At 70.2% G+C, this 11,917-nt stretch carries 17 protein-coding genes; 8 read left to right on the top strand and 9 right to left on the bottom strand.

The genetic code is table 11. The annotated features are described in order from the left end of the window. Positions 1-59 precede the first annotated feature (59 nt). Positions 60-557 carry a DinB family protein gene (locus ACN26Z_RS19725; protein ID WP_421462711.1) on the bottom strand — a complete coding sequence of 166 codons (498 nt, stop codon included), beginning with the start codon at positions 555-557 and terminating at the stop codon, positions 60-62. A 59-nt stretch (positions 558-616) separates the two neighbouring features. On the opposite strand from ACN26Z_RS19725, the gene ACN26Z_RS19720 reads away from it, so the two are divergent. Then, positions 617-1,048 carry a GNAT family N-acetyltransferase gene (locus ACN26Z_RS19720; protein WP_421462710.1) on the top strand — a complete coding sequence of 144 codons (432 nt, stop codon included), beginning with the start codon at positions 617-619 and terminating at the stop codon, positions 1,046-1,048. A gap of 115 nt (positions 1,049-1,163) precedes the next feature. Then, on the top strand, positions 1,164-1,391 hold the full coding sequence (locus ACN26Z_RS19715) for a hypothetical protein (protein WP_210934804.1): 228 nt from the start codon (positions 1,164-1,166) through the stop codon (positions 1,389-1,391). A gap of 66 nt (positions 1,392-1,457) precedes the next feature. Here ACN26Z_RS19715 and ACN26Z_RS19710 read toward each other — a convergent pair whose 3' ends face one another. Beyond that, a complete protein-coding gene (locus tag ACN26Z_RS19710; RefSeq protein WP_421462707.1) occupies positions 1,458-1,871 on the bottom strand; it encodes a VOC family protein in 414 nt (137 codons plus the stop codon). A 4-nt stretch (positions 1,872-1,875) separates the two neighbouring features. Continuing rightward, the gene (locus tag ACN26Z_RS19705) at positions 1,876-2,205 is read right to left on the bottom strand and encodes a hypothetical protein (RefSeq protein WP_421462706.1); all 330 of its coding nucleotides are present in this window, start codon (positions 2,203-2,205) and stop codon (positions 1,876-1,878) included. 125 nt (positions 2,206-2,330) lie between these two features. Here ACN26Z_RS19705 and ACN26Z_RS19700 point away from each other — a divergent pair, with 125 nt between their 5' ends. Beyond that, the gene (locus tag ACN26Z_RS19700) at positions 2,331-3,281 is read left to right on the top strand and encodes an aminoglycoside phosphotransferase family protein (RefSeq protein ID WP_421462705.1); all 951 of its coding nucleotides are present in this window, start codon (positions 2,331-2,333) and stop codon (positions 3,279-3,281) included. A 50-nt stretch (positions 3,282-3,331) separates the two neighbouring features. Next, positions 3,332-3,865, top strand: a complete 534-nt coding sequence (locus tag ACN26Z_RS19695) for a GNAT family N-acetyltransferase (RefSeq protein WP_421462704.1) — start codon at positions 3,332-3,334, stop codon at positions 3,863-3,865. Between the two features lie 54 nt (positions 3,866-3,919). Here the strand turns inward: ACN26Z_RS19695 and ACN26Z_RS19690 are convergent, their stop codons facing one another. The 4 genes from ACN26Z_RS19690 to ACN26Z_RS19675 form a co-directional block, all read right to left on the bottom strand. Then, positions 3,920-4,327 (bottom strand): nitroreductase family deazaflavin-dependent oxidoreductase, encoded by a 408-nt coding sequence (locus ACN26Z_RS19690; protein ID WP_421462703.1) that lies wholly within the window; start codon positions 4,325-4,327, stop codon positions 3,920-3,922. A gap of 197 nt (positions 4,328-4,524) precedes the next feature. Beyond that, positions 4,525-5,619: a winged helix DNA-binding domain-containing protein gene (locus ACN26Z_RS19685; protein WP_421462702.1), complete on the bottom strand. Its 1,095-nt coding sequence runs from the start codon at positions 5,617-5,619 to the stop codon at positions 4,525-4,527. A gap of 80 nt (positions 5,620-5,699) precedes the next feature. Further along, complete coding sequence (locus ACN26Z_RS19680) at positions 5,700-6,815, bottom strand: MerR family transcriptional regulator (protein WP_421462701.1); 1,116 nt, start codon at positions 6,813-6,815, stop codon at positions 5,700-5,702. Positions 6,816-6,875: 60 nt separating this feature from the next. Then, positions 6,876-7,889 (bottom strand): hypothetical protein, encoded by a 1,014-nt coding sequence (locus ACN26Z_RS19675; RefSeq protein ID WP_421462700.1) that lies wholly within the window; start codon positions 7,887-7,889, stop codon positions 6,876-6,878. Positions 7,890-7,952: 63 nt separating this feature from the next. Between ACN26Z_RS19675 and ACN26Z_RS19670 the strand changes: the two genes are divergently transcribed. The 3 genes from ACN26Z_RS19670 to ACN26Z_RS19660 all read left to right on the top strand — a co-directional run bounded on the left by ACN26Z_RS19670 (position 7,953) and on the right by ACN26Z_RS19660 (position 9,421). After that, positions 7,953-8,534: a TetR/AcrR family transcriptional regulator gene (locus tag ACN26Z_RS19670; RefSeq protein ID WP_421462699.1), complete on the top strand. Its 582-nt coding sequence runs from the start codon at positions 7,953-7,955 to the stop codon at positions 8,532-8,534. Between the two features lie 62 nt (positions 8,535-8,596). After that, the gene (locus ACN26Z_RS19665; protein WP_421462698.1) at positions 8,597-9,100 is read left to right on the top strand and encodes a metallophosphoesterase family protein; all 504 of its coding nucleotides are present in this window, start codon (positions 8,597-8,599) and stop codon (positions 9,098-9,100) included. A 30-nt stretch (positions 9,101-9,130) separates the two neighbouring features. Further along, the gene (locus tag ACN26Z_RS19660) at positions 9,131-9,421 is read left to right on the top strand and encodes a DUF427 domain-containing protein (RefSeq protein ID WP_282238030.1); all 291 of its coding nucleotides are present in this window, start codon (positions 9,131-9,133) and stop codon (positions 9,419-9,421) included. 37 nt (positions 9,422-9,458) lie between these two features. On the opposite strand, the gene ACN26Z_RS19655 is transcribed toward ACN26Z_RS19660, so the two are convergent. Next, positions 9,459-10,184 (bottom strand): alpha/beta fold hydrolase, encoded by a 726-nt coding sequence (locus ACN26Z_RS19655; RefSeq protein WP_421462697.1) that lies wholly within the window; start codon positions 10,182-10,184, stop codon positions 9,459-9,461. Further along, a complete protein-coding gene (locus ACN26Z_RS19650; RefSeq protein ID WP_421462696.1) occupies positions 10,181-10,774 on the bottom strand; it encodes a TetR/AcrR family transcriptional regulator in 594 nt (197 codons plus the stop codon). The genes ACN26Z_RS19655 and ACN26Z_RS19650 overlap by 4 nt, the downstream gene beginning before the upstream one ends. A gap of 82 nt (positions 10,775-10,856) precedes the next feature. On the opposite strand from ACN26Z_RS19650, the gene ACN26Z_RS19645 reads away from it, so the two are divergent. Next, positions 10,857-11,900 (top strand): zinc-binding dehydrogenase, encoded by a 1,044-nt coding sequence (locus ACN26Z_RS19645; protein WP_421462695.1) that lies wholly within the window; start codon positions 10,857-10,859, stop codon positions 11,898-11,900. Positions 11,901-11,917 lie beyond the last annotated feature (17 nt).

The raw sequence follows: 11,917 nt of genomic DNA, 5'->3' as shown, positions 1-11,917 counted from the left end.
CGACACCTGAGCCCGCGCACGGTCCCCGCTGAGTATCCCTACCCAGCCGGCTTCCCGGGTTACTCGTTGAGCAGCTGCTCGCGGAGGATGTCGGCGTGCCCACAGTGCTGGGCGAGTTCGCGCAGCACGTGCAGGTACACCCAGCGCAGCGGCAGCGGGCCCCGTCGGTTGCCGCGCAGTGTGTCGTCCAGATCCAGGGACGACGTCGCCTGGCGTGACGCCGCGCAGGCCTCGCGGTGCGCCTGCTGGACGCTGGCGATCGTGTCGCCGTCGTCGAGGACGAACGACTCGTCCGGCGTCGCCGGAATGCCGATCTCAGCGCGCGACCGGCACGTGACGGCTTCGTCGAACCAGACCTTCTCCACGAATGTCGCATGCTTCACCAGGCCCAGCAGCGTGGTTCGGGAAACCACCAACGAGCGGCGTGCCTGCTCCTCGGTCAGCCCGTCCAGGCAGTTGGTGAGCGCCCTGCGGTGCTCGTCGATGAACGCCTCGAACTGGGCCTTGGCCGGCTGTGCGACGACCTGGTCGGCGAAGGTGGGTGGGTAGGAAGGCATGGACGTAGCATCCCAGACCGCCACTCAGCAGCGGCCACACCGCTCTTAGAATCCGTCGGGTGATTGTACGCAGGGCCGGCGTGGCGGACGTGGCGGCGCTCGCGGAACTACGTGGCATCGACGGGAACACGCTCCGGGCGTACGCCGACTGGGTGGCCGCCCACGCGCAGACGCACCTGCCGTTCGTCGCCGAGATCGACGGACTGGTGGTGGGTGCCGCCTGGCTCCATGTCGCGCAACGGGTGCCGGGTAACGGAGCGCTTGAGCGCTGGTACGGCGACATCCAGTCGGTCGAGGTCCGTGCGGAGTACCGCAATCGCGGCATCGGCGGCGCGCTGATGGCCGCGATCCTGGCCGAGGCCCGCTCCCGGGGGCTGCTGCACGTGACCGTCCACTCCGGTCGCCGCGCGGTCGAGTTCTACCTGCGCAACGGCTTCACCCAGCACCGCCAGACCCTGCTCTGGGAGCCGACGCACCGGCCGTCGCCGTGACCGTACGCGGCCGTTCGCTTGCTGCGACCCACCCTGCCCGACCCGGGCCTGCCCGGGCCTGGCTCGGCGGCGTAATTCGGTCGCGTGCGGTGCGGCTGGCGGGGACGATACGGCGATGCCCGGTGCACCCGAGGGATTCACCTACCGCCTCCGCAAGAACGGTGACGTCGAACTGCTCCATCACGGCCGGCCGGCCGGCGTGCTTCGGGGTGCCGCTGCGGCCCGGTTCCTGATCGACGTGAACACCGAAGATCCTCAGGAGTTGATGGCGCGCATCACCGGCAACTACAAACACGGCAACGAGCGGACGGCCAAGAAACACCCCCGCAACCGCCACCGGTAGCCCCCGTCGGTGTGCCGACACGCACTGGTCCAACTCGCCGGATGCCGGCAGCCGGTGGCCGGACCGTCAGGTGTCGGCTTCGAGGGCGAAGGTGTTGCCGTCGGGATCCTGGAACCACGCGATGCGTCCACCGCCGGCCCGCGCGGTGATGCCCCTGGCGTCATGGTCCAACTGGTCGTACCTGATCATTTCGACGCCGGACGAGACGAGTTCGTCGACGATCTGGTCGATGTCGTCGACGTACCAGGTCGCCAGGGTCGCGGGGCTCTTTCCGGCAGTGACCGACTGGTAGACATTCAGCGCCGGCCTGCCACCGCAACCATAGATGCGGCTGCCGTCGGCGATCTGGGCGCTGGGGCCGGACTGCAATGCCTGAAGGCCGAGCTTGCCTTCGTAGAACCCGATCGCCAGTTGGATGTCGAACACCGCGATCGATGCTCTGAGGTCGTACCTGCTCAACGGCATGAACCACTGTCGCACAGGGCTAGCCGACCGGAGGGCTTATCAGTATGGTCCTGCGTCGCGGGTCGGCTGACAGCCATCCCGTTGCCTGCTCGCTGGGCAGCACCGCCGCCCAAGGGATCTCCGCACGCGTTCGCGCGCCTCTGCCGATGCGCAGCACGAACCGCCAACGCTCCTGACCGCCGGGCCCGCACCAGGCCCGACCACGGATGCACGGTTCGGCGGTCAGCAACTCGTACTGCTCGGCCACCAGACCATCGCACCAGTACCACCGAAGGTGCCGGTCCTCGAAGCCCCGGAACTCCGCGCAGATGCGGAACTCCAGCCGTACCCAAAAATCCTGCTCATCCATGGCGATCCCCACCGACAACCGGGTGCCATCGCACCGTACGCCACTTTCGATGACTGATCGGCGGGCTACTGTCGCTCGCGTACCAGATCGCGCTCAGACCTCCATAGTCAGACGAGGACGGCTCAGTGAGTGATGTTCCGGATCTCGGCCCCGTGCCGCAGCGCATCACCGTCGACGCGGAACAGGTGCGTCGGCTCGTCGCCGACCAGTTCCCGCACCTGGCCGACCTCCCGATCGAGCCGGTGGCCAACGGTGGCTGGGACAACTGGACCTTCCACCTCGGTCCCGACCTGCTGGTGCGTCTGCCCAGCGCCGCCGAGTACGCCCTGGCGGTCGACAAGGAACATCGCTGGCTGCCGGCCCTCGCTGCCCGGCTGCCGCTGCCCATTCCCACCCCGGTGGCGAGAGGCCAGCCAGGTGTGGACTATCCCTACCCGTGGTCGATCTACCGGTGGCTCGGCGGCGAGCCGGCCAGCCTGGACCGCATCGCCGACCCGGCGCGATTCGCGGTCGACCTGGCCGAGTTCCTGGCGGCCCTGCGGTCCGTCGATGCCGCTTGCGGTCCGCAGCCGGGTGTCCACAACTGGTTCCGGGGCGGCACCCTGCGCACCTACGACAAGATTGTGGAGCAGGCGCTTGCGGAGTTGGACGACCACGTCGATGTCGAGCTGGTGCGCGAGATCTGGGCGACAGCACTCGACGCCCGCTGGGACGGTGTCGACCGGTGGTTCCACGGGGACATCGCCCAGGGCAACCTTCTGCTTGCTGACGGCCAGCTGGCGGCCGTCATCGACTTCGGGACATGCGGCGTCGGTGACCCGGCCTGCGACCTGGCGATCGCCTGGACCTTGCTGACCGTCGAAGGCCGGCAGGCATTCCGCGCCCGGCTGTCGGTGGATGATGCGACGTGGGCGCGCGGCCGTGGCTGGGCCCTCTGGAAAACCCTCGCCACCTGCTCCTACACGTTTGACGCTCCCGAGGACGCAGCAGAGTTCGCGAACGCGCAACGCATCCTCGCCGAGATTCTCTCCGAATATGTGGCCAGCACTGTCACCAAGCCTCGCCGGCAACAGTGACACCCGCCCTGGCACCCCTCGGCCCCGGCCGGAGCACTAGGTTGCGACAGATGCGCACCATCGCGAGCGATCGCCTGCTGCTGCGACCCTGGCACGAGGAGGACGCCGACTTCCTTCTGGATCTCGAGTCGCGCTGGGAGGTGGTGCGGTTCCTGGGCACGCGGCCGACACTCCTGAACAGCCGCGAGGACGCCCTCGCCTCGATCGCACGCCGACGCGCCATCGACGATCCGATCCACGGGATCTGGGCCATCACCACCGCGACGGACCGCCGGCTGGTAGGGAACCTCCTGCTCAAACCGATTCCCCTGTCGGCTGGCGAACCTACCGGCCGCCCGACCGATGTCGAGATCGGCTGGCACCTGCATCCGGACGCCTGGGGGCACGGCTACGCCACCGAAGCAGCGGCGGCGGTCCTGGACGACGCGTTCGAACGAGGTCTGACGAGGGCCATCGCGGTCACGAAGCCGGACAACCATGCCTCCCAAGCCGTCTGCCGGCGGCTCGGCATGACGCGCCTCGGCCGGACGACGAGGTACTACGACACGACGAACGAACTCTTCGAGAAGCTGACCGGCCTCTGACCTCGGCATCGTGACCGGGACGTGTCGACCTTTCCGAGCCCCGCCCCTGGCCCGCTACCGCGCGGGTTCCAGTACGACGACGGGGATCTGGCGGGTGGTCTTCCGCTCGTACTCGGCGAAGAATGGGTACGCAGCCTTCTGCGCGCTCCAGATCCGTTCCCGCTCGTCCCCGGTGGCGACCCGAGCGACCAGATCGACCGTGTCCGTGCCGATCTCCGCTCGCGTCTGCGGATTCGCGAGCAGGTTGTGGTACCAGTCGGGGTTGGTGGGCGCGCCGGCCTTGGACGCGAACACGGCGTAGCCGCCGTCCACCTTCTGGTACATCATCGGGTGTACGCGGGGCTGGCCGCTCTTGGCGCCGACCGTGTGCAACAGCAGCAGCGGCTCGCCGGCGAAGTGACCGCCCACCTGCCCGCCGTTGGCGCGAAACTCGGCGATGACCTTGTCGTTCCAGTCGCTCATGTCTTCCCCTCGACCAGTGCGTACCGGCTTCTTGAGTCCGATTCTGACAGTCCCGGCTCCGCCGCACACCGCGACGCGACCGGGCACCGCGCGAGCTTCTCCACCGACCGTCCGTGGCGGGTGGTCACTGCCCGTGGGACGCGGACAACGGCAGGAGTGGACGGACAACGGCCCGGGTCAACGCGTCCATCCTGGTGTCAAGCGTCAATGATCGAGACGCGGTTGGGGTTGCTTGGCTCAGGCTGAAACATGGTCAGCAGGCTCTCGCCCTCGGCCACGACGGCGTCGCGCTCGTCCGTCGTGAGCGTACGTAGCGGCGTGATCCGTAACGTCGCCGCGCCGTCGTCGGCGGTGACCGCCCAGGTGCCCGAGACCCGTCCGTCGACCAACAGGAAGCGTGCGCCGGTGACGCTCAGCCCGCGATGTTCGACGTCGATGACGCGGCTGCGGTCGTCGTAGCCGAGCACCGCGTTGTCGAACGCCGGCAGGAACCGCGGCGGCGCGGGGGTGTGCGGGTCGGGCAGTGCGCCGTCCGGCACGTCGAGCAACTCGCGGCCGCGCTCGTCGCGGAACGTCCGCAACGAGGGGCGCAACCGTTGGACGGACTCCCGCAGCCCGCCCAACCCGGACCAGGCTCGGATGTCGGCGGTGGCCGCCGGGCCGTACGCGGCGAGGTAGCGCAGGACCAGCGCGTCGACGGTGGCGGGCGACGTCGACGCCAACGGCCGACCCAACCACGTCTCGATGGTGGTGTTGTACGCGGCGGCGCGCTGGCCCCAGACACCACGCGGTGGCACCTGCACGAGCGGCACGAGCGTGCTGAGCGCGTCGCCCAACGTGCGCGCCTGCACACCCGGCCAACGGTCGGCGATCACGCGGGCCGCCTCGGTGAGCATGCGCGGCCGCTCCTCGAACAACGGTCTGCCCAGTTTCGTCAGCTCGTCGAGGTCGACGCCGGGCAGCGCCCGGCGCAACGTCGACCACATGCGTGAGACCAGCATCGTCTGGTGCACCGGCCGGAGCGTGACGCAGTCGTCGGCGGTCACCAGGTGCAGGGTTCGGCGCATCAGCAGGGTGCGGACGGCCCGGCGGCTCAGCAGCAGCTCGGCCAGCGCCGCCGGCTGGAAACCGGCCAGCCGGCTCCACAACCCGACGTAGGGCTCCAACGGCTCCTGCGCCTGCAACCCCACCAGGTGCTCAAGGGCGTCGGCGACCGGCATGTCGTGCCGTTGCAACAGGAGCTGACGGGCCAGCAGCGCCCGGTTGAGGGCGCGACGGTCGAGCACGCTCATGGCGCCGACGCTATCGCCCACCCCAGACATCTTCTGCTCGGCGGATCCAGGTGTGCGACGGCTCCACCCTCGTATCCTGGTCAGGCTACGAGCAGGCGGAGACCGAGCTCCGCCGTGTCGAGGGCGACCAGGTCGCGGTTGCGCTCGGCCCACCGACCCGAGGACAGGTCCTCGCGGAGTCTGCTGACCGCCCGCTGCTCGGCCTGCGGTCCGACCCGGGCCCACACCGAAACCGCGCGGCGTACGTGTTCGTCCAGGTACGCCTCAGGTCGACGCCAGTACGCCTCGAAGAACCCGTCGACGCAGTCCCACGGCACGAGCACCGGCTCGGCGCGCCCGCCGATCGCATTGGCCAGATCGGCCAGCGACGGCCACCCGACGAGGAGGTCAGCGAACTCCGGCAGGTAATCGCGGGTGAGCCAGAATCGTTGACGCCAGCCGGTGTCGTCGGCGTCATACGTGAACACCACCACGCGGCGGGCCACCCGTCGCATCTCGCGCAGCCCGGCGACCGGGTCGGGCCAGTGGTGCACGGTGCTGACCGCCATCGCGGCATCGAACGACTGGTCCTCGAACGGCAGACTCTGCGCAGCGGCGGCCACGCACGGCGCCGCGCCCGGAGGACGCAGCGCCCGCATGACCGCCGACGGCTCCACCGCCGTGACGTCGCGGTCGGGCGGCTCGTACGAGCCGGTGCCGGCTCCGACGTTCAGCACCGTCCGGGCGTCACCCAACGCATCCCAGATGCGCGCGGCGATCCGCGGCTCGGTGCGTCGGGTCGCGGGATAGTCGGCTCCGATGGCGTCATACAACTGTGCCCCGAACACTTTCAGCTGCTCCTCCGGTGTCGTCCTGATTCCCCTCGCCCGTGCCTCCAGCTCCCGGTCGATGGCCGTCACCATGGCGGCAGCGCGATCACGCTGATCCAACAGCAGACCCCGCAGCCGGCACAGATGTGCGACCGCGTCCGTGGTCGGATCGTCGACCAGGTCCGCGATCTCGCGCAGCCCGAAGCCGAGCCGCCGGTAGGCGAGCACCTCCCGGAGCCGCTCCACATCGTCGGCGGAGTAGGCCCGGTGTCCGGCCGCGGTTCGGGTGGACGGTTCGAGGAGGCCGATCTCGTCGTAGTGGTGCAGGGTGCGGACGCTGACGCCGGCCAGCTCCGCCACCCGTCCCACGGTCAGATGCTCCGCCATGGCACGACTATCGGGCATCACGCCGCGTGAGGAACAAGGCTCGCCGCCGCCCGATCTTCCTCAGGTCCGCTCCAACGTCTGCGCGCGAGCGCGACCGTATTCGGCCAGGGCGTGAAAGGCGGCCTTCGGCGTCCACGAGCCGTCGGGCAGTACCCGCACGATGCCGCGCGCGGCCAGGTCGTAGTCGTGCGCGGGGTCGCCGGTGGTGGGTAGGTGCCGGTTCGCGAACGTGTAGACGAACGCTGCCTCCACACCGCCACGCTCGTAGTCGCGTAGCAGATCCAGCAGGTAGCGGGACTGGCCCGCCTCGTCCCGTTCCAGGCTGGTGGTGAGCTGCACGGCACGGCCCTGCTCGTCGTAGGTCACCGGCTCCGTCGCGCCCGCGACGTCGGCCGCGCCCCGGAAGGTGCAGCAGCCGAACTCGGTCGCGGCGTACGGCTTGCCCTGCCCCACGGCAGCGGCCAGGGTCTGCGGAAATGCCGCGGCGTTCGTCGCGTCACGGTAGCCGGCGTCGCTGGCGATGATGTCGAACGGCGCCCAGTCGACGTCTTCCAGGGGGATCGCGGCGTAACCGACCAGGCCGCCGAACCGCTGCCGCACCGCAGGCATCACCTCGGCGAAAAAGTCGCGCACGGCGGCTCGGGCAATCGGGACCGCCTCCCGCATCCGCATCGGATCGGCGAACAGTGTCAGCCGCTCGACCAGGTCACGACCGGGCAGGAAGCCGTCGGTGAACAGGGAGATCTCGGAGCCGGTGAGGTACACGACCGAGGCGCCGGTGCGGCGGAGCCGCTCGGCCCGCTCGGCGCCGTCGAGCAGGAACGCTTTGAGCCCGTCGCGGTCGAGGCCATTGGTGAAGGGGGAGTACCACACCTCGAGCCCCGCTTCGGCGGCGAATCGCGCGGCCAACTCCAGCCGGTCCTGGATGCCGCCGGTGAGGCGTACCGCGTCGCAGTGCAACTCCTCGCGGATGACGCGCAGGTCGCGCCGGACGGTCTCGGGGTCGAACGGCTCATGGGTGGTGGAGCCGGCGCTGACGAAGCCGGTGTCGTAGTTCATGCCGAAGACACGCACGGGATCTCCTCGCCCTAGGGTACGCGCCGTACCTTACAGGGTACGTCTAGTACCCTGCAATGAATGGGCACCAGACGCCGGGGCGAGGAACTGGAACGGGCGATCCTGCAGGCGGCGGCGGAGGAACTGCGCCGGTCCGGCTACGCGGGGATGACCATGGACCGGGTCGCCGCCCGGGCCGGGACCAACAAGAACGCCATCTACCGCCGGTGGCCGCATCGGGCGGCGTTGGGCGTCGCCGCGTACCGTCACCTCTCCGACGTCGCGATGCCGAACCCCGACACCGGTACCCTGCGGGGCGACGCGCTCGAGATGCTGCGGCAGGCGAACGAGACGTGGTCCTCGCCGCACGGAGCGGTCCTGCGCAGCCTGCTGGCCGCAGCGGCGGACGACCCGGCGCTGCTCGACCTGATGCGCGAACGATCAGGCGCGGACACCATGGACCGCGCCTGGCTGACCATGCTCGACCGCGCGGTCGCCCGCGGTGAGGCACCGCCGACGGCCGTGCACCCGCGGGTCGCGGCCGCGCCGATGATGCTGCTGAGAGCCGAGTACGCGATGCGCGGCACCCCGTCGGTCCCCGACGAGGTCCTGATCGAAATCGTCGACGAGGTCTTCCTGCCGCTCGTACGCGGTCGCGTCTGACCTCCTCGCCGGCGGTGGCCGACGCGGGGCTGGCCGGGGTCGGGCGGGGCTACCCTGACCGGGTGCGGTTGGTCATCATGGCAGACACCCACCTGCCGAAACGTGCCCGGGACCTGCCGCCCGGGCTGTGGGCCGCCGTCGACGCCGCAGACCTTGTCATCCATGCCGGCGACTGGGTCGACGCCGCCCTGCTCGACGACCTGGAGCGGCGCAGCGCCCGGCTGGTCGGCGTCTACGGCAACAACGACGGTCCCGACCTGCGTGCCCGACTGCCGGAGATCGCCCGCGTGGAGGTCGGCGGGATGCGGATCGCGGTGGTGCACGAGACCGGGCCGGCCAGTGGCCGGGAGCGGCGGTGCGCGGCGCGCTTCCCCGACTGCGACCTGCTCGTCTTCGGCCACTCCCACATCCCCTGGGACAGCGAGGCGCCCGGCGGCCTGCGGTTGCTCAATCCCGGCTCGCCGACTGACCGGCGCCGCCAGCCGTACGCGACATACCTCACCGCCGACCTGGCCGACGGTCGGCTCGACGCCGTCACTCTGCACGAGGTGCCGCGCCAGCCGTAGCCGGGACGCGGGCCGGCCTAGTCTGGACGCATGCCGAAAGCCATCTGGAACGACCTGGTCATCGCCGAGAGCCCGGACACCGTCGTGGTCGAGGGCAACCACTATTTCCCCCGCGCCGCGCTCCGCGACGACCTGCTGCGGGACTCCGACACCCACACGGTCTGCCCGTGGAAGGGCACCGCGTCGTACTACACGCTGGAGCACGACGGGCGGACCAGTGTGGACGCGGTCTGGTACTACCCGCAGCCGCTGCCCGAGGCCGAGATGATCCGGGACCGGGTCGCGTTCTGGAAGGACGTCAAGGTCGTCGGGGACGACTGACGTCGATGTCAGCGCCCGAGGGTGCTGTCGAAGGCGGTCAGCCGCTGCACGAACCAGGACGGGTCGGCCAGGTGGGGGTAGTGGGTGACGGTGGGCGACATCTCGACGACCGCACCGGAATTCGACTGCCCAGCCAGGCCGGATAATCGTCGGCCACGGGTAGGCCGTGTAGCGACAGGAAGGGTGTGGGCTGCCGCATCGCCATCACGTTCGCCATGAACGCGGCCAGTTCCGGCGGTTCGAGGTCGAGCAGGGGCGCCCATGCTCCGAGCAGTACGTCCTGGCGCAGCGTCCGGTTCTTGCTGATCTCTCCGGCGACGGCGGTGTCCAGCTGCCCGTACATCCTGGCCAACGCCGACGTCATGAACGCGGCGAAACCTTCCCCTCGTAGGGCCCTGGCCGCCCGTGCCGGCAGCGGCTTCACGTCGAGTGTCTGATCGACGGTGACCACACCGCGCGTCGGAAAACGGGCGGCGTACGCAGTGGCCACCACCCCACCGAAAGAGTGCCCCACGACCAGGGGATCCTGCTCGATTCCCAGGGCGCGGACGAGTTCGTGGAGGTCGTCGGCCATGCTCAGCGGGTCGTACGGCGGCACTCGTGGCGAGGTGCCATGGCCGCGCAGGTCGACGCGGACCGTACGGAAGTGCGCGGCCAGCGGCACCCGAGCCCAGGAACGGCGGTCCTCGGTCATGCCATGGATCGCGACGAGGAGTGGTCCGACGCCATCGACGTCATGGGCCAGCGGAACGGTCCGGATCATCGGTGCGTGCCTTCCGGTCCGCCGGTCCGGAGACTGGCGCGAACGAGGCTGCGGGCCAGCTCGGTGCTTTCCGCGAGCGTGTCGAGAGCGAGTGGTTGGGTGGCGAGAGCGCCCTCGTGCAGCACGAGGAGCCGGGTGGCGAGGGTGGCGGGTTGTGCGCAGCCCGCCGCGGCGGCGAGTTCCCTGAAGAGATCCAGCAGCCAGTGCTTCTGGTCCGCAGCGATGCGGTGGGCGGGATGCGCCGGGTCCGGCAGTTCGGCCAGCGCGTTGATGAACGCGCAGCCGCGGGTGTTGGTCCTGCTCCAGGTCCGCAGCGCGTCGAACGGTGCGGTGACCGCCGCGACCGGATCGTCGCACGCGTCGACGGTGTCGTGGACGAGCGACCGCCAGCGTCGGTCGCGCTCGGTGAGGTACGCGGAGACGAGGTGGTCTTTCGAGCCGAACTGGTTGTACAGGGTCCGCTTGGTCAGACCCGAGTGCTCGGCGATGAGGTCCACGCCGACGGCGGTGATCCCGCGGTCGTAGAAAAGCTCCTCGGCAGCCGCAAGAATGCGCTGGCCAGCCGGGGTGCGGAACCGCGTTTCCGGCATCTGGGGCTCCTCCTCACCGATCGCTGTACGCTGGGTGGTTCACAGATCAGTGTACTTTGCGGAGGGGGGCAGGCTGATGGCGGTGCCGACGACCATGCGTGCCGTGCGGATCACCCGGCACGGTGGACCGGACGTGCTGACCGAGGCGGAGGTGACGGTGCCCGCCCTGGCGGCGGGGGAGGTGCTGATCCGAGTCAGCGCGGTGGCGCTGAACAACACCGACCTGTGGACCAGGGAGGGTGCCTACGGTCGCCCGGGGGACCCGCAGGCGCGGTCGGGCTGGCGGGGGCCGATCGAGTTCCCCCGCATCCAGGGTGCCGACGTGGCCGGCCGGGTCGTGTCGGTGGGGCCCGGCGTGGACGCGAGCCTCGTCGGTCGCAGGGTGGTGGTCGATCCGGCGATCTACGACGCCGACGGGCCGGACGCGAACCCGGTCGGCCTGATGGGCAGCGAACGCGACGGCGGTTACGCCGAGTACGTGACCGCACCGGCGCGGCAGGTGCACGACATGACGGAGTCGCCGCTCGCGGACGATCAGCTCGCGGCGTTGCCGACGGCGTACGGCACGGCGCTGGGCATGATCGAGCGGGGCCGGCTGCGGGCCGGGGAGACCGTCCTGGTCTCGGGAGCCTCCGGCGGCGTGGGATTGGCGCTGGTGCAGATCGCGCGGGCGCGCGGCGCGCGGGTGCTGGCCATCAGCAGCGGGGAGAAGATTGACGCGGTGCGCGGGGCGGGAGCGCACGACGTGGTGGACCGCGCGCAGGACGTCGTCGAGCAGGTTCGCGCCATCGCCCCGGAGGGCATCGACGTGGGACTGGATGTCGTCGCCGGCGACCTCGTGGGCGAGGGTCTGCCCCTGTTGCGCGACGGTGGCCGGTGGGTCATCGCCGGCGCGCTCGGCGGCTACCAGGTGGCCTTCGACGTGCGCCGCCTCTATCTGCACAACGCGCAGTTGATCGGCTCCGCGATGCACAGCCCGGCACACTTCGAACTCCTGATGGACCTGGCCCGGCGAGGTGAGATCGCACCCGTCATCGCGGCGACCTTCCCGCTGCACCAGGCCGCAGACGCCCAGGAGGAACTCGCCCGTCGGCAGCACGTGGGAAAGATCGTCCTGGTCCCGTAGCGGTCGTCGGAGGCGGC

Source organism: Verrucosispora sp. WMMD703, assembly GCF_049178935.1.
In the GTDB taxonomy this organism is placed as follows: Bacteria; Actinomycetota; Actinomycetes; order Mycobacteriales; family Micromonosporaceae; genus Micromonospora; species Micromonospora sediminimaris.
This window is presented reverse-complemented; position numbering and strand designations above follow the sequence as displayed.